Here is a 17,314-nt window from a genome sequence, read left to right as displayed (position 1 = left end):
AGATCAAGCTGCCGGGTTCGTCCAGTAAGCGATCTCGGCGGCTTTCGATTTCAGTTCGATCTTGAGCCACTGGTCGCTTGTGTCGAGATAGCTCCACGGATCCTTCTTCTCCGCTTGCATCTCACGGATATAGGACCGGTAGCGGTAGTGTTGATAAACCGACATGATGAAGGTCGCATAGCGATGGGCCAGGGGCTTGTGACCCCGGACAATGAGATAGTTCTCATCGTTCTGCTTGCTGGCATTGTTGGAGAAGTTGTGCGAGCCCGTCACGAGGATCGGATTCGTGCTGAGACCGTCGATCAGCAGGACCTTGGCGTGCACGATGGCGTGGCCGACCGAGGCGAGGAAGGTTTTTCGTGTTACTTCGCCAATCCACGGGCCGATCCCTTCTTCGCCCTGCGGTTGGACGATGGAATAATGATCGGGTTTGAAGCTGTGATCGCTTGAAACCAAGTCGACGGTGAGGACATTGCCATTGGCTTCATCCTCTGCCTTGGGAAGGCTGCTCACCACGCCCTTGACATACATGCCCTTCTCATTGGCGCGCTTCGCGCACAGGTCCTGCAGCCCATCATTGCCGGGCGTGAACATCAGGAAGTGAATCGACGACTTCGCGCCATTGATCAGATCGGCGAGTGCTTGCATGTCGCCCCGGTCGGTGGTCGGGGTAAATCTGACCGTGACATCGACCCCCTGCACCTTAAGATTCGTCGGCTTATCGTTGGATGCCTTGAGCCCGGGTGTGAAATCAGCCGGCTGGGTTGTCGGCGGTGAAGCTTTCGCCAAACGGTCCCATTGGTCTTGGTAGATCTTCGCCAGGCCAGCGTCGGCCACCAGCAGGCCATTGTTGATCTGGGTGCATAGACCGGTCGTCGCCCAATTGGTGCTTCCGGTCCACACAGCCTGGGGCCCCGCGGCATCCGCGCGGACCATGAACTTGTTGTGTCCCAGACCCTTGCTACCCAGCAGCCGGTCGATCGTCGGAAAACCATGGTCGTTGAGATTGTCCCGGGCGCTTTTGTTGCCGTCCGGCGTCGCCGAACCGTTGGCCAGGATCAGTTTCATCTGGTTCGAGAGCACGATGATCGCCTCTTCCAGCAGGTCATCATCGAGTTCATAGAGGGCCGCGAAGAGCGTATTTCCGGAAGTCTTGACATCGGCCAGAATGCCGAATAGCTCCGCACCCAAGTCACCTTGCAGAAACTTGCGGAACTCGTCGGCACCGCCCTTTTTCCTGAGTTTATCCTTGACCGCTTTCGCGGAGAGATGGTTGTCTCGCATATACCGCGCAAAAAACTGCGACAGGACGAGTCCCCGATTGAAATAGCATGAGAACCCCTTACCAGCGTCGGCGGTCAATGACAGCCATCCGGTCCAAGAACTCGCTGGGCCGCCTGTAAAACCGTCGTTTCCATCAGCGATCATCGCTGTGATGCGGTACTGGACCTGGCTTCCAACGTCGACGGCATGATCGGTCCAGTTGAACCTCTGGAACGGCCAAACGTTGGACGGCTTGTGATCACCCGACTTCGGCCTGTCTTTTTCGAAGCCGACACGGTTTTCAACGATTTCCGTGACCGTCGCACCGCCGGCTTTCCGCTTTCGTTCAAGCTGGAAACCCCAACATCCCGGAATAAAATCACTTGGCGCCCACGCGACGAACGCATCGTCGGAATTGGTGTACGCCGAAAGACTGATCTTGATCGCCATGTCGCCTTCCGCTTGTGCAGCGTAAGCGCGAACAATAGCACAGTACTTCTGCCCGTAAATGACAGTTGTCGGATCGCGGTGGCTGTGTGCGGGCGAGCCGCAGGCTCGAACAAAGCACGGAGCTGTTTCCGTGTCGATCATCTGCCCCGCCCCATCAATGCCGGCGGAGCCGGTGGGATGTCAGCTTCCATCCGTTGTGTGGTCCGGGCACTCGCGCTGCTAGACCGCGTCCTAGAAAGCGGTGGACGAGGCCGGAGAGCATCAGATCCTCGCCGCCCTGCAGATGATCGGCTCCTTCGGTATCCATCACGATGCCGTCCGGAGGATCCATGGCGACAATGGGGGAGTATTGCGACAAGGCCCACAATGTCAGCCGTTCGAGCGTGACGAGGTCGGCCGTCGGATCGGCATCAATCATCGTTAGCCCCTGGACCAGCGCCTGCGCCTTGGCGGCCGGCATGCCGACACGAAGGCCGAGTTTGAGCGCTGCCCGATCGGTCGCCGCAACCCATCGCTTCGAGCCGCTCCTGACGATCACCACCAGCGGCAGGGCAGAGCGAAGGATCGGCGCGCCTGATCCGGTCGGTCGGCAGTGTCGGAAGAAAGGCAGATACGACCCTCGCCATCGCATGCTCCGATAATGAATTCTTCTCCCTCACCCGCATCAGCTCTGCCAGCCATCGCGCTCGCCCGACACCCGAAACGGGAAGCGGTTCGGAGGGCAGTACCGAGATCCGCCAGCGGGTTGCCGCGGCCGTCGGCATGCCGAAATCGGAGGCTTCCGTCTGGCGCTGCCAGCGGCGGATCACCAGCCCCAATGTGCCGGACTTTTCCGCCGCAAGCTGCAGCCGGCGCGATGCCGTCATCGGCAGGCGCACCAGTTCAGCAACGACGGCGCCGAGACCGCCATAGCGCAAGGCCTCTTCGAAGCTTGCCAGCACCGTCTCTTCCTTGTCGCACTCGACGAAGATGACGCGGTCTGGGTGAAGCCCGGCCTGGGCGAGTGCCGGAAAGAACAGATCGAAGCGCGTCAGGCACCACACCACTTTGCCGGTCATTCGCGCCGCGATCCCGCCGATGAAGAGGGCCGCGGCTGCCCCGTCGATCGCGCCGTTCCCGCCGCCGGCCACTTCTTGCAGCGCACCAAAGGCCAAGCCACCTCCCGGCAACTGCGCATCGATCTCACTGACCCCGAACGGCAGGACATTGCGATGGCGCAGGCCGCTACGTTCCAGGCTGGCGATCTTCTCGCGCAACTCGTCGAGAACGGCATTCGAAGTGGCGACTGATGTGGTCATAATCTCCTTGCGGCAACCCGTTTTTGACTTGAGAAAAGTCGGTATGTTCTTTATTTGTTCTCAAAGCCAAAACGAGTCAATGCGCAGCAGGCGCGCTCAAGTTGAGCGGCACGCTGGCCTGACGGATTCCCTGAACGGATTCAATCCGATGGCCGAATTAGGAATTTTTTCACACGGCGTGGCTGGAGCCTCGGAACGAACTAGATCCCGGCGTCGGAGCGTGTGATTGACTCCGCTCAGTAAACTTGCACGCCGCGCCGCTCCAACTCTTCGAAGGTATCATCGATGGCCGGGCTCTGGGGAAAGCGGCCCGCCTCTCTAAGCGACGGTAGATCGAGCAATGCATCGACATGTTCGGACGGCACGTTGATGCTGACCCGCTCGAGCTTCCTGAGCGGAACGAGGGCGCGAATATCGACCTTGTCGATCATGGAGTTGACCGAAAAGCTTTTCAGGTTGGGGCAGAAACGGAGTCCCGATATGTCCTTGATATCGAACACGTCCTCCTCGCCACCCCAGAAATACCACGCATAGGGATAGATCGCCCCGCTGCCGTCGAATTCGATCCTTTCAACGGCTGCGAGGTTTTCGTCGGTCAGCGGATAGCGGACGAGATAGTCCAGCGCTTCGGGAATGAGCTCGTAGCCATCCCGCTCCAGGTCGACCGTCCGCCCCAGGACATGGCTGGCAAGCTGTTGCGGCGTGCCGAGATCGAGCGCCTTGGCGAAGAGAAGCGACGACATGACCGCCAGCTTCAGGTTCGGGTCTGAAAACGGAGCTCCGGGAGCGCCGCTTCCAGTGGGGTAAGGCGGAGCGCTCGGCTCCGCATATTCCGCCTTTGGATTGAAAATGGCGATGCCGGAGACCTTGTCGAACGTGATGCGGGCGGACAGAATGCTCTCGAGCAGCTGCTTCGTTCCGAATCGTGCGCCGCCACTCGTCGCGCTTTCGTCTCCGATTTCCATATCCGGCACTGTCGCGCGGAGATCGGCAAGCGATATGCCCATCGGGATGCCGGCGATGGTATGCATGAAGCGGGAATTGAAATCGATCCTGCCGATCAGCCCTTTTCGATCGATCCGCACGACAACGCCATGCGTGTTTTCGAGGATGTCGATCACGCCGCCCTTATGCGGCGCCGGCGTGCGCCAGGCAGAGCCCATTGCCTTCTCGACTGCCGACATCGGCATGCCGGGCCGGAGCGTGGCAAGCGCTGAGGCATCGACCGGTTCGTTCGACGCCGCCATGCCTTCACCTCCTGTTACGACGGACAGGGCCAGAACAGCCGTGCCGATCAGGAATTCCCGTTTTCTCATGGGCTTCGCCTCCAGCCGGACAGACACTACTTGTGCTTGAAGTTTATTACTGGCTCTTCCGGCTTTTTGAAAGCAGTGCAGCCTCGCGTGATTGGATGACGCGAAGACGTTCCGCGCTCGTGGTTCGCTGGCCGCGCTGCTGTCATTCCACAATGAGCAGCCTCGTCATGAGTTGATCTTCGGACATTCCTCCCGGTATACGTGCCGGCGTAGCAAATCTGGAGAGCGTATGACAGACCAAGACATTACACCGCTGCTTCTCGACGCCCTCGGCAAGCGCATTGACGACCCGGCCGCTCTGAGGCTTGCGGAGGCGATCGGCAAGAAGCCGTTCAAGAACACGACGCCGACCAACACCGTCCACCTCGAAAACCGCAAGCTCGGTATCGAAATCGGGGCACGCGCCAGCATTACGAACCGTTCCTATTTTCCGCCACGCAAGGACGGACGCAGCTGGGTCACTTGGGTCTCGCATGCCTTCATTTTTCCGAAGTATCGCGGCTCTCTGCCGCCTGGATTCGATTGGCAAATGGACGATGCTGCCTTGAGCGACCGTTTCGTGCGTCGAATCGAGGGCGCCATAGAGGCAATCCGGTTCACGCTGCCGGCGCCGCGGGAAGGCCTGAAAGCCAAGACCACGCTCGGCTCGGACGGACGGCCTGAGTCTCTCTTGCTGAGCGTTGCCGAAGAGAGAGCTTACGCAACAATCTATCCGGGGACCAATCCGCAGCTATCGGTCGAAGAGGCCTTCTTTGCCAGCTGGTGCGCGCTGAATGGCATGCTTCGTGAAGGGCGGCTCGCCGACGGACAGCTCGCAGCACTTAGGGAGCGCCAGTTGACGCCTCTCGCCTTTCTCTCCTCCACCCTCGGCGGCCTGCTGTGGGAAGGCGACGTGCGGCCGGAACATGATTCTTTCTGCCACGCCTATATGAAGCGGCTGATGAAATCGGAAAAGGCTTCGGCGCTAGACGATGTGACCGAGTTCTTCGGCGACAGCAACGACTGGCGCAAACCTGGTGAAGCAATGACCGCAGACAGCTGGGAGAATTTCGACCGGATCGCGCCGCGTTATGCTGAAAGACTGGAGCAATGGCGGCGGGGAGAAATCCGCTCCAAGGTTGACCAGCCGGCAGAATAGGCAGCTACCCCGAGCTCCTAGACCGACGCATCGTGTCGCTTATTCCAATCGTCAGGGATCCATCCACGAAACTCGATCTCGGCGATTAAAGCCGGCTGTGGACGAAGACCAGGTGCCTGCCACGAATCGCAGTTGCATTGCCGAGACATGCCCGGCTAAAATCAGCTGGAAGGCGAGTTGTCATTCGCAGGACCGATCTGCGCATACCCAGCTTGTGACGGGTTGAACTGATGGGGTGGATGCCCCCTCCAGCCGGCATCGGCGTATGATGCCTGCTCAGCGCCATGGTGGCGCTTGCGGAGGAGAGGCAGATGACAGCAGTCCACATTCTGTCGATCGACCTTGCGAAGGGGAGCTTTCAGGTCTGCGCAACGGATCGCGGCGGTGCGTGTGTGGATGCCCCCGGTTTGGCAAGAAGATTTTTGACGGTCGTCCACGAACAAGGAATTCTATCGGTCGTGTGTCAGGCCTCTTGGTGTGGCCTGGTTAGCCACGGGCCGGGATGCAGTTCGAAGAACAGGGACCACATCGGCTCAGAGAGCTTTGTGCTCGAGCGCCGGGACTGGTTTACCCCATTCTGAACATTGAAGTCCTTTCCCCATCGTTCTGTCAGTCGATCTTCCCACCGGGGCTTGTCACCCAAGGCGTCACCGCATTGCCTTTCGAGAAAGGCAGCGGATTACGCCATTCTGTAATTCTGCTCCCTCGTCATCATCGCCCAAATGATGCGCGCCATCTTGTTGGCGAGCGCGACAGCCGCAGGCATCATACGCCGATGCCGGCTGGAGGGGGCATCCACCCCATCAGTTCAATGTCATAGTCTTTGATGGCCCAAAATCTGGCTATGTCGGAAAAATGTTGCTAGGCGGCGAGGACTAATTAGCGGTACTTGCATTGCCCCTCTGAGTCCATCCATTCGGGCAGCTTAACTAAACCTTCGGTAGACGACAGAGTGTTGGCTGCCGGATCGGACGCCACCCCCGACCCGGCTCATGCACTGTCCGACGGCGCTACGCCCTCATCAAAGTGTCGTCGGACGCTCAACGTCGAATTCATTTCCGTGGAAAATTACTATTGGACAAATGCCACCCATTCTAGGCGCGTGTCAACGGCGCGCTCTATAAAGTGATCATGAAGGTTGAGCCTGCAACAGCGAACGAACATCGCCGTTGCAGGCAAGCATGCTCCTGAAGTGCTCTTCATCGATGGGCCGATAGTAAGGGTAAACCCTTCGGCGAGGAACCGCGCCTGCGCCTTCAGGTCGGATCAGGTTGGATCGAGCTCTCTCGGCCCTGTATCTCACGCTATGTCCGGCTGGAATACTTCAATCATGCTATTTCCGCTCTATGAGCACTTTCGCGAGATCGGCATCCCCAGAAACAAGTTGAGCCCAAGAATACAACCCCCAGCTCCATCCACCATCAATGTCGTAACTTAGTTCACGCATCTGAATTTGGTCCGCCGTTACTAGAAGCGACGAGCTATATGAGGCCGTGGGCAGAAATTTTATGGTCAACCTGTCCACCAGCGTACCTGGCTTGAACTCAGCGGTCGTAAACAGTAAAAGAATTTTAGGTAAGGGGACGGCAACGTTTATCTGGTTTCCATATAGGGGTACTGCAAAGATCGGGACCGACGCTTCCGATGCTGAAACGGATCGGGCAAAGCCGACCGTAAAGGGAGTCGACGTGGTATTGGCTATTGCAATTTTCGATAATGGACCTTCGCCTTTTACGTCGCCAACGCCTCCGGTCGTTACAAAGAATGTTTGACCCTCTGTGATTGCCGTTTCGTAACCGGGCTTAATAAGCCGACCGCTTTCCATGGGGTCATTCGAAGTGTAGGCCGCTATAGCCGGCATCCACTCTATCAACATGTTCGGAGTGATGCTTTGCGTGGCAAAGGCGATGGTTGGTCGCGCGGCGTCGTTCGTCATCTGGGCAGCAAACATACCGCAAAGGAAATAACCGCCGTCGATGAGGGCTTCTACGGTCGCCGGAACCATGGAGAGAGCGATCTTGTATGCCGAGGACGCGGGCATTCGGAATCTCCTTCGATTTCCATATTAAGAGAGAGGCTTACCATCTTCTGCCGGGAACAATTGCCTTGCGTCCTGATCCGTGAGCGCCACAGAAGCTTCCACGGTGAAGGTGAAGGGCATGGCCGCAAGGTTGGCGAGAACCAATCTGCGATTACACAACAACTGGGGCAGGATTTCCCACCCCAGTCGCACTGATTGACGCAAGTCAGCAGACTAGGCGTTGCTCTCGATCAACAGCGGCACGACGTTGGTCGAGGGGCGGATGGCCTGGGCCCAGCTGAAACCTCCCCATGACCAGCCTTCGTTGATGTCGAAAGAGACCTCGCGATGGGTTTTGGCGGTGAGGTCGATCAGGATGCTCTGGCTATAGGCTTTCTCGATCACGGTGCCGGTATTCACGGTATTGGTGGAAAATGTGAACATGACCTTTTGAATTGGCACTATCGCATCGAGGCCGTTGCCATAAAGCGGGAAAGCGCAAAGGGGCTGCGCCGTGCCGTCGACGACTTCGGAAATCCCGCAAGTCACCTGCGTCGTCGTCAGATTTTCGATCGAAATCATTCCTTCCGTGCCGTCGACAACGCTGCCCGTGCCTTGGGGCGTCTCAACTTCCAGCATTTGGCCGAGATCGATCGCGTAAGAGCTCAAGCCCTTGATCTGACCATTGGGAATGATCGCGGACCTGGACGTGTAAGCCTCGTACTGGACTTCCCAAGAGACCTCGGTGTCCAGTCCGAAATCATCGGATTTGAACCAGACGAGCGGCACGCCGCCGCCGGCACTTGTTTGCACTCCCTTAAAGCCAAAAAGGGAATAGTTGCCGCTCGACAGAGCCGCGACGGTATTCTGGTCCATGCTGATGGTTACGCCATAATCCGTGGCGCCAAGTAGGTTACCGATGCTCGGCGCAACGGACCTGATAACACGGTTCGATGAGGAATAGGCCTCTTCGGCAACGCCATCTACTACCGTCACGGTCGTCCCTTTGTATCCCAGTTTCTTTGCAGCATGCTCCAGCGTGCTCGGAGCCATGACGATAGCTCCGGTTGCATTGACCTTTTTCGAATCGACCTGCGTATAGGCCAGGGCTGCGGGATCGTAGCCGGCCTCTTTGACGATGGCCTTCACGTTGGGAACGGAAAGAGTTCCACCAGTTCTTTCAAAAATATATAGGGTCATCGCAAGTGCTCCTTTTGGTTAGAGTTCCGAAAAGGAGGCCCCAAGTTTGCGTCATAGCTCGGTGATGACGCGGGAGCCCCGAAAGCAAACCGCCTGCCTCTCCAACTGAGTGTTCAGACCGCGGTAGTGCCACGTTTTCCACTGACATTACCTGTTTGCTTACGGCGATATCTTGTGCACGCACTGAAGGATTCATGCCTCTGATTGCTTCACTCAAATCTTTGAGTTTCACACTATTTGGCTGTCGGGAACACATAATCCGGCATGATTGCGCCACGGCGCTAGTCCCGCCGCCGAACATTAGACGATGGTCTGCGACACCAGGCCATTGCGTCATTTCGAGAGCGGTTGACCTGATCGGACAATTCCTGCAGTTCCAGTTCTTAACCTCGCAATCAAAATGATCGCGAGTGCGCACCATTTTTAGAGATCAGGCTTCCTGCACAGGTTGAAAAGACCCGCGCTCGGCAAATATAGCGATAGGTATAAATCGCCCAGGACTCGGGAGGGACCAAGTGACCGATGTCGACGAATTGCTCAATTGTCCCTTGTTTGGGGACGTTTCGCGAGACGACGTCGCGCCGCATGCGCGCGATCTATTCACGCGCTTCTATGCGCCTGGCCAAGTCGTATTCAGCCAGGAGGACACCAGCGGCGACGTCTATTTCCTCCGCTTCGGGACACTGTTGGCGCTCCATCTCGATCAGAACGGACGAGAGCTGATTTTCACTCGCCTGCACGCGAAGGACTATTTCGGAGAACTGTCGGCCATCGATGGAGGCGGACGCTCCTTGTCGGTATACTCAAAAACAGACTCATGCCTGATCGTCATCAGACGGCAGGCATTCCTCAGTATGATGGACGCACTGCCTTTGGTGCGACAAAGAGTGACGATCGATTTGGTTGGCCGTATCAGGCGTCTGACGACGCATAGCTACCAATTGGCAAGCCAAAGCGTCGATAAGCGCCTGAAGGCCTATCTTGCTCGCTGCGCCTTGGAAGACGGAGTATTCGAGCCGAACGGCCAGTTGCTCAGATTACCGACCCATGCTGAGATCGCAGGCTCCATTGGTGCCAGCCGCGAGGAGGTTAGCCGCTCGATCTCCGCCTTGAAGCGGGCCAAGATACTGGAAACGGGACGCCAGCGGCTCACCATCCTTCAGCCGAGCGCCTTGCTTCATGAACAATAGACAGCATCGGATTGATCCGACGCCAAGCGTAATTTCGATCGGCACGCGACTTCACCAAAAGACAATCGGCTTGGGATCATACCGGCGCGTCGTTGGCCTCCTTAACAAGGTTTCCGCGTTTTGAATTTCTTCCGGAACTCCATAGGGCCTTGATCATAAATCTTGCGAAACGCGGTTGAGAAATTATTCGGATCTTCGTAACCGACGCTGAGCGCGATATTGAGAATACTCTCCGATCCTTCGCGCAATAGCTGTGCCGCCACTGCGCAACGACGCTGGCGCAGCCAAGTCATGGGACCGACGCCAAACACCTGATTGAACGCCTTGTTCAAGGTATTCCGGTTCGTGCCCATTCTTGAGGCCAGTTCCTCGACGCCAACCGTACGGGCAATATTGACCTCAAGGAACCCACATGCGGATCGCACCATCGACGGGACGCCCAGATCTGCCGGCATGTCCGCGCGACCACTTGCCGACGGCATTCCAAAGAGCCGCCTTTGAATCTCCAAGGCGCTGAATGGATAAGTTATATAGTCGACGAAGCCCCGCCGAAGCAAATTATCCACATCCGGAAGGGTGCGTGCGACTATGGCAATAGGCCCGGACGAAAGGGGCAGACAGATATCGACCGCAGCGTCCTGATCCACGGCGACAAGCAGAACCGGATCCTTTTCCGCAGCATTTGATTTCCTGGCAGAAACACCGGATGCGTCGTCAAGCTCCTGCAGAATTTTCCGCAATTCTCTCATTCTGCTCTCGGACAGGCCGGCCACCAGGAACCGGCGCAGGCTTGTGATTTCCATATACGCCACCGCGAAATGCCTCGCCGCAGGCGGGTAGAGATTTGGCAGGGGCGAATGATCGCCACATGTAAAGTGCTCACGCATGATGAAATCCGATGAAGCTGCAGTGGGGCCGTTGTTGGCCTCATCACCAAATCGAAATCGGATGCGTTTCTCTGTGCGCAGGCTCACACATGGCAGCAATTAATCGGGCTTGCCGGAAACAGTGCAGTTATGTGCGTTCAAAAAAAGAGTTGGCGTGACGGTTGTTTGCACGCATCGTAGCCACGCGGGCTGGAAGGCCTCGGTCTTCGTGACGTCAGGCGCCCGGGGCGTTCTCCCGAGCGGGAAACATCCCGGTTGGTCGATAATGCCCAAGGCGGAGCTATTACCTAATCGTTTCCATATCCGTGAAATGGAACGATGCCGGCGAGCAACTTCAAGCGCTCGTTATTCACTTCATCTACTGGGTTGATGCGAGCAATCGCCGCCCTGGCACGCATCTCCCACAAATGTGCCGATTGCCTGCCGGCTGTTCGCGTAGCGAACTGATAAAGCGACAGGGCCTTTGCGGATCGTCCAGCGCGTTCATGGACGAGGCCGGCCAGCCTTTGTCGTTCCGCTCGCCAGGCGCCCTCGCTGGTACCAGCCGAACCTCTCATCGCCTCCCCGACGCATTCCTGCGCCCGACGATCATCTCCATCCAGCGCATAAACAGCCGCGAGCTTGGCGGACCAGTAGGGTATGCCTATTCCAACCCCTATATGCTTTTGCACGGCGAGCGCCTGCTCCATCCTGGCCCGACAAGACGTGTCGCCCGTAGCCTCGAATTCGGTAATCGTTCTCCACATTCGGCCTGTTGCCGACCAAAAGGAGGCGCCCTGCCTATCCGCAAGAGCGATACCCTTTTGGATGCGGGTCATTGCCAGGTCAAAATCTCCAATATAGGCAAGTGCGACGCCGCCCCAGATATGAATGAAGGGCAGCATAAGTGGTATATCGAGCATGACCTGATGCGCATCAGCCTCGGCGACCAATTCGCGTGTCAGCTGAAATTGGCCAGTGATAGCTGCGGAATGAGGAGAAAAAGCCTGCGCGGTTGCAAGTAGATCCATACCATATTTCGCTGCCAGAGGTGCATGGCGGTCAAACTCATAGAGCGCCTTTATTCTATCCATCGTTGAAAGCTGGTCGTGAAATCTTCCCGAATAAAACTGGATTCCGTTGCGGGTCCCCAATACAGCGAGCTGGTGTTCCGGCAGTCTTGTGTCCGCCGGCATGCGATGGAGCTCTGCCTTCATTCTCGATACAGTCACCGCGGCCGCCTTGGTTTGGCCGATAAGAATTTGATAGGTGAAAATGCCCCAGAATATGGCCAGGCTGTCTCCATCAAACCTATCGGTCTTTCTGAGATGCATCAGGCTGTCCTCGTAGGTATTCAGCACCTCCGGATCGGTAAAGCCGCGCGTCTGCATGAGATTGGCCGCGAGATCCGCAAGAACATTTGCTTGCCGACGTGAAACATGCTCGCCAGCTCGCGTTGATAGCCCTAGCAGGCGAACAGCTTCCCGCAACTGGTTTTCGCCCTCGGCAAAAGCACCAACCGCTGTCGCATAACGACCGGCCCTGTGCCGATAGCCTGCCGCAATGGAGTAATCGCCTCCAGCTTCACGGTGATAGGCAATTTCCGCCATGACCTTATCGCCATCATGTGGATCGCCCCTTTCGAAAATCTCCGCAACTCGTCTGTGAAGGCTCGTTCGGCGTTTGCGCAATAACGTCCCATAAGCCGCCTCCCGGATAAGATCGTGCCGAAAACTTATCGAGGCGGCATCGTCTCGCTGGAAGATCTCGAAGCTGCAGAGACGTGCGATATCGTCGTTTACGACATTCTGATCGAGGTCTAAAACCTGGGCAAGCATCGTTTCATCGAAGCGACGCCCGATCACCGATGCGCCCTGGGCCACGCGCCGCGCTGGCCCGGACGCATCAATCCATGCGATCAGCGCGCCAATCAGCGTTTCCGGAACGGTTCCACGATCAGATATACGCCCCTCATTGAGTTCGCGAAGAAGGTGCTCGAGGTAAAGCGGAACACCTTCAGATCGACTAACGATTTCGCTCGCCAGAGCGATCGCTATTTCTTTTCCACAGCATTGACGGACTGCCGCATGGCAATCAACATCACTTAGCTCCCCAACCATCAGGACCGAAGCTTCTAAATCCCGCAGATCACTGGCGAATTCAGGTCGGCTGCTTGCTAACCATTGGACAGGGCAATCGTTCAGGTCCTCCAGGAGTTTGCCGATCAATTGAAGGGTGCTGTGATCCAGCCATTGCAGATCCTCGACGACGATCTGGATGGGAGCACGTTTCGCGATCGCTCGAAAAGCCGCCGACAGGGCATCAAAGGTCCGCTGACGAATAGTCCCCGGCGCTTCCCTCAACTGCAGTGTCGCCGCCGTTTCAGACTCACACAGTGCTCTGAGATAGTCGGTGTCTTGAGCGTCGAGAGACACGCGATCATCCAGCTTGATCCATTCTATGATCGGGTAAAACACAGTATCGGTCTGGCGTTCGGATCCCTGCAGAATGATCCTCTTCTGCTCGGATTGGCAGCGCAGATTGTGCTCGCGCAATATTCGGCTTTTGCCAATTCCCGGCCTCCCAGCCAGGATGCAAAGCGCGCTCGCATGCCCGGAGCGCCGCACTGTTTGCCAAATAGCGTCGAGCCGGGCCAACTCCGCATCTCGACCAAAGAACGCAAAGCTTTCGCCCACCAGCGGAGTCGCATTCTCGATATCGAGGACCCACACGGGCTCTGGTTCAGGGAATCCCTTCAGGGAAAGATTTCCGATAAAGCGGGCTCCTTGCTGGCGTCGAAGCAACCGATGCGTCAGGCTTGACATATAGACTGATCCAGGAGGCGCGCATGCCTGCAAACGGGCCGCCAGTACGCCACTCGAGCCGATAATCTTCGAATTGATGCCATCAAATTCCGCGACAACCAGTCCCGTAGCCAAACCCACGCGGATGGAAAGACTATTGCCTGCCACTATGATTTTCTTTGCCTTCTCGACGATCTCCCTCGCAGCCTCCGCCGCACGGTCCGCAGCGTCTGGAAAAGCAGTCGGAATACCAAAATGTGCAACAATCCCGTCGGCGAGATGCTCGGCCACAAGTCCGTCCACGGCCTCTACCGCAGCTTTGGCGAGCATATAGTATTGTTGAAGGACTATCTGCAAATCCTCAGGGTCAAGATGCAGCGCAATACCGGTATAATTGACAATATCGGCGAAAAGGACCGTCACCTGTCGCCGTTCCTGCAAAGCATTCGCCTCACTTGAATAAGGTATCCCTTCAGGCACCAACATGGACTTCGGTCTCATTGCTTCCAATTAAAGTCGAACGACCTCTGTGCAGCTGCGACCGTTTTGACCCGTGACGAATCGAACGGATTGCTGAGCGTCCAGTCGGTCCAGCACCGAAATGCTCCGGGCAGGCCATTTTCCCCCTGCCCTCCCCTGAACGGTGGCGATATCAACCGCCCTGCGGGCAGCCCAATCCCATTTGTCGAGTAGATATCGAGATGGGCTGCGACCGGTGCGGCAAATGCCGATCCGACAGAAAAATCGAAAGCCATCGCCTGCCAGGTTCCGAAGAAGCGAGGCGTCAGGATAGGCGCATCCAACAGCGCCCGAACAAGGCTGATATTTCCGAGTTGTACCAGCCGGCCGATCGGTGCGTGATCGAAGTAGCGCATCTGCCAGATTGGGAGATCTTCCTCGCTCACCGTGCGATAAACTGAGCCATTCAACGTGTTGTTGGCGAGCTGCTTGGCAAGTCCGTAGAACAGTCGGCCGGAATAGGTCGCCAGTGCATTGTCCAGAAACAATGCCGGCAGAAAACTGAATACCGTACCGTCTCCGCCTTCGATCTCGACGCAGTTGATTGCGACAATGTTCTCAAGATAACTCTTGAAGCCCATGATCTGCGGCAAAAAACTCGCCCTCACATTCGTCTGCTGATTGAACAGGAACGTTACCGGATGTGTTTTTGGAGGCGTCAGCGATTGTTTCGATAAGACAAGACCGGGAGCAAGCATTTGCGTCACTTGATCCACGGCAAACGCGTGGAAGCTGAAAACCCCTTCCATTGATCCTCTAAGAAAGGCTGAAGTAAGCGGCCAATCAGCATAGGGTGCACCTGTTGAAGATAGCAAGGCGGGCGTCGACAGCTCGCTCGGCACCAGATCAAGCTCTCCGTAGATAGGTTCAGTAGAGCCGGTAAATACTCTTGCGGCGGCCAATCCGGAAATTGTAGCGGCTTCGACACATCCCGCATTGATGCCGCAAAGTGTCCAGTCGCCGGTAATAACGAGATTGACGAAACCCGATTCATCGGGAGCCAGGCGATAGTCGAGTGAACCGGGAACGGAAAGCACATAGCGCTCGGAACCATAAAAATTCTGACGAAAATATTGATTGGCGAAGCGGGCGCCCTCCGATTGCCCCTCGAGAGAAACGAGCAAATTTCTGTCGAACCCGCCGTCGGTATTGCGGGCTTCAGGCCAAATCCGGACCAGGTGCTCATCAGCCCATTTTGCTGCCTGCTCTTGCATGGAGGGCAATGGCACGTCGGCGTTTCTTGAGGGCGAGCAAAAATAGGCGATCGATTGAGGAGCGGGATCCGGCCAGGCTTCGCGAACGAGCAAATGGCTCATATCCGCCCAAGTGTCGAGCGGCTCCGCAAAACCGGTCATGACGGTTTGCATATTCGTCGGATTGAACTTGCTGTACTGGTTGTAGGACCGCACCAGCGCCGGCCATCCGGTCTCTGAAGTCGGCTTGTTCAGCCAGAATTGTACCGCACATGTGGCGACCGTCTCGACCTTCTGAAGCATTTGCTTCCAGCGCGGGGAGGCGTGCGTGAGCTCCTTCGTCATAAAGGGCAGAGATGCCAGTGACGCTCCAAGAATGACATCATCAAAATCGACGCCACGACGAAGAGACTTCGGAAGGCCAACCGGCTCCGGTATTTTTTCCGATTCGAAATCAATACCGCTCTCACACAGCTTTTCGCCGTCGACGAGCTGCGACCAATCCGGTTCGGAAGGCCAGCACGGCAGGCCTTTGACGTCAAACAAAGGATCGTAGGAGCCGGAAAGAACCCGCGCCTGTTCGACCAGATCAATCCGCTCCACGGCATCGCGCGACACCGATAGCGCAAGGTTGGTCACCGCATGGAAGAATTTGAACCGTACCCCTTTCTGCTTCAAGACCTGATAGTATGGTGCAAAGATCGTGTCGCCCATACCCGCCTGCATCTTGAAAAATAAAGCTTCCTTGTAGGTGAACGCCAGCCGGAGCAAGCCGCGCATCGCAGTGCCCGCACCAACGCCGCGATGATCACGTATGCCGGCCGGATATCCGAAGACATAATCGTAACAACCGCGGAACGCTGCGGAGTTGACGGCTTGCAGGGAAGCTCCGTGCTTGAGAAGCCATGCCGTGCATTCAATATTATCGATGGAATTGAAGCCGCGGAGAAAAACCAGGTCCACCACCATGCCAGTCGCAAAGGCCGTTCCGAGATCCAGCATGAAGTAAACCCTTCGCGCTACATCATCATTGATCCACTCGCCCGGCTTTATGCCGTCAAGCCAGATGCGAACTCCTTCCAGAATTTCCATGAGTTCGTCGTTGTCTTTGGCCGTGTGCAATCGCGCGTCGCTCGGCATTGTCCGGGAATAGGCCACGAGGTGATGTATTGGCGTACGAATGGCGGTTGCCCCGCTTGACGGATTCTGCTGCGGCAGTTTGTCCTCTATGGAATCCACCTGACAGGCAAGAAACTCAGCAACCCGCTTGAAATAGTCAAAGGGCTGCGGCAGCACGCCGCCAGTGCCCGGTACCTTGTCGTTTGGTGGGAATTCAATGAACCAAGGACGCCATTCCTGTGGGGAGGTGCCCGGCACATTCTCTGTGAGCATGAAGCTGTTCAAAGGCTTCAATGCTTTATCGAGAGTCCCGAGCGGAGCATCTGGCGAGCGAAGCTTAAGAGCGACAAGCTCGTCGTAACATGAACGAATCAGGCTGAAAGCGTTGTCGTAGAAGCCAGCCCAGATGTGTAAGCCATGTTCCTCTATCCGATCTGCTTTCTTTCGATTGCGTCCGCTCGCACACTTGCCGCCAAGTCTCCATCCGCGTTGATAGATTGTTATGTCATACCGTTGTTGCCAGCCGACCTGCTGCGTCAGTGCATAGGCAGCAGCAATAGATGCGATCCCACCTCCAATGATGGCGATCTTTCTCGTTCCCTGCGTCATGAATGCAAGCTCCCTGTCCCAAGACACTCATTGTTCAAACAAGCCGCTTGACGTCATCCAAATGCGGATAGCGCCGCACGGACGGTGTTATTCAATCGGAATTCAAATGCATTTGACTTCTGACGCTCAGTCAGCCGTAGCGAACAACGCGGCCAGGATGACAGCGATTTTCGGTATGCAGGTATCTCGGTCAGAATTCTGCTTGGCACCTCCTGCAATAATTTTCCAACTATCTAATATATGCAATTTCCGATTTAATTTCTCAAGGGTGCACATAACAGTGGCGGCGAGAGATATCCCGTGCCCTCACGGTTGAATCGTGGGGCCAG

Annotated in this window: 9 protein-coding genes and 2 pseudogenes; 2 read left to right on the top strand and 9 right to left on the bottom strand. The window is 56.6% G+C overall.

Features of this window, described 5'->3' with window-relative positions; all coding sequences use genetic code 11:
• Positions 1-3: 3 nt before the first annotated feature.
• The 4 genes and pseudogenes from HGP12_RS31630 to HGP12_RS31615 all read right to left on the bottom strand — a co-directional run bounded on the left by HGP12_RS31630 (position 4) and on the right by HGP12_RS31615 (position 4,327).
• The gene (locus HGP12_RS31630; protein WP_168843852.1) at positions 4-1,854 is read right to left on the bottom strand and encodes a phospholipase D-like domain-containing protein; all 1,851 of its coding nucleotides are present in this window, start codon (positions 1,852-1,854) and stop codon (positions 4-6) included.
• A gap of 70 nt (positions 1,855-1,924) precedes the next feature.
• Positions 1,925-2,339 (bottom strand): annotated as a pseudogene (locus HGP12_RS31625) (DNA polymerase Y family protein); the annotation flags it as partial.
• Positions 2,266-3,011 (bottom strand): annotated as a pseudogene (locus HGP12_RS31620) (ImuA family protein); the annotation flags it as partial. The pseudogenes HGP12_RS31620 and HGP12_RS31625, both read right to left, overlap by 74 nt.
• Before the next feature lie 236 nt (positions 3,012-3,247).
• Entirely contained in the window at positions 3,248-4,327 is a 1,080-nt protein-coding gene (locus tag HGP12_RS31615; RefSeq protein ID WP_246703617.1) for a DUF6892 domain-containing protein, read from the bottom strand.
• A 229-nt stretch (positions 4,328-4,556) separates the two neighbouring features.
• On the opposite strand from HGP12_RS31615, the gene HGP12_RS31610 reads away from it, so the two are divergent.
• On the top strand, positions 4,557-5,465 hold the full coding sequence (locus HGP12_RS31610; protein WP_168843853.1) for a hypothetical protein: 909 nt from the start codon (positions 4,557-4,559) through the stop codon (positions 5,463-5,465).
• A 1,333-nt stretch (positions 5,466-6,798) separates the two neighbouring features.
• Here the strand turns inward: HGP12_RS31610 and HGP12_RS31605 are convergent.
• Both HGP12_RS31605 and HGP12_RS31600 read right to left on the bottom strand, forming a co-directional pair.
• Complete coding sequence (locus tag HGP12_RS31605) at positions 6,799-7,506, bottom strand: hypothetical protein (RefSeq protein ID WP_168843854.1); 708 nt, start codon at positions 7,504-7,506, stop codon at positions 6,799-6,801.
• 213 nt (positions 7,507-7,719) lie between these two features.
• Entirely contained in the window at positions 7,720-8,685 is a 966-nt protein-coding gene (locus tag HGP12_RS31600) for a hypothetical protein (protein WP_168843855.1), read from the bottom strand.
• A gap of 515 nt (positions 8,686-9,200) precedes the next feature.
• On the opposite strand from HGP12_RS31600, the gene HGP12_RS31595 reads away from it, so the two are divergent.
• Positions 9,201-9,875 carry a Crp/Fnr family transcriptional regulator gene (locus HGP12_RS31595; RefSeq protein WP_168843856.1) on the top strand — a complete coding sequence of 225 codons (675 nt, stop codon included), beginning with the start codon at positions 9,201-9,203 and terminating at the stop codon, positions 9,873-9,875.
• A gap of 101 nt (positions 9,876-9,976) precedes the next feature.
• On the opposite strand, the gene HGP12_RS34365 is transcribed toward HGP12_RS31595, so the two are convergent.
• The 3 genes from HGP12_RS34365 to HGP12_RS31580 all read right to left on the bottom strand — a co-directional run bounded on the left by HGP12_RS34365 (position 9,977) and on the right by HGP12_RS31580 (position 16,985).
• Positions 9,977-10,762: a helix-turn-helix domain-containing protein gene (locus HGP12_RS34365; RefSeq protein WP_246703616.1), complete on the bottom strand. Its 786-nt coding sequence runs from the start codon at positions 10,760-10,762 to the stop codon at positions 9,977-9,979.
• A gap of 287 nt (positions 10,763-11,049) precedes the next feature.
• Positions 11,050-14,031, bottom strand: coding sequence for an AAA family ATPase (locus HGP12_RS31585; RefSeq protein WP_168843857.1), 2,982 nt, complete (start codon positions 14,029-14,031; stop codon positions 11,050-11,052).
• An 11-nt stretch (positions 14,032-14,042) separates the two neighbouring features.
• On the bottom strand, positions 14,043-16,985 hold the full coding sequence (locus HGP12_RS31580) for an NAD(P)-binding protein (protein ID WP_168843858.1): 2,943 nt from the start codon (positions 16,983-16,985) through the stop codon (positions 14,043-14,045).
• Positions 16,986-17,314 lie beyond the last annotated feature (329 nt).

The organism is Rhizobium sp. P28RR-XV (assembly GCF_012641385.1).
In the GTDB taxonomy this organism is placed as follows: domain Bacteria; phylum Pseudomonadota; class Alphaproteobacteria; order Rhizobiales; family Rhizobiaceae; genus Rhizobium.
Note: the sequence above shows the minus strand (reverse complement) of the source record. Positions and strands in the feature narration are given on the sequence as shown.

Bases quoted from the DNA above. Each gene is read 5' to 3' on its own strand.
- HGP12_RS31585 (WP_168843857.1), bottom strand. From the start codon at position 14,031: ATGTTGGTGCCTGAAGGGATACCTTATTCAAGTGAGGCGAATGCTTTG.
- HGP12_RS31600 (WP_168843855.1), bottom strand. From the start codon at position 8,685: ATGACCCTATATATTTTTGAAAGAACTGGTGGAACTCTTTCCGTTCCC.
- HGP12_RS31605 (WP_168843854.1), bottom strand. From the start codon at position 7,506: ATGCCCGCGTCCTCGGCATACAAGATCGCTCTCTCCATGGTTCCGGCG.
- HGP12_RS31580 (WP_168843858.1), bottom strand. From the start codon at position 16,985: ATGACGCAGGGAACGAGAAAGATCGCCATCATTGGAGGTGGGATCGCA.
- HGP12_RS34365 (WP_246703616.1), bottom strand. From the start codon at position 10,762: ATGCGTGAGCACTTTACATGTGGCGATCATTCGCCCCTGCCAAATCTC.
- HGP12_RS31610 (WP_168843853.1), top strand. From the start codon at position 4,557: ATGACAGACCAAGACATTACACCGCTGCTTCTCGACGCCCTCGGCAAG.
- HGP12_RS31630 (WP_168843852.1), bottom strand. From the start codon at position 1,854: ATGATCGACACGGAAACAGCTCCGTGCTTTGTTCGAGCCTGCGGCTCG.
- HGP12_RS31615 (WP_246703617.1), bottom strand. From the start codon at position 4,327: ATGAGAAAACGGGAATTCCTGATCGGCACGGCTGTTCTGGCCCTGTCC.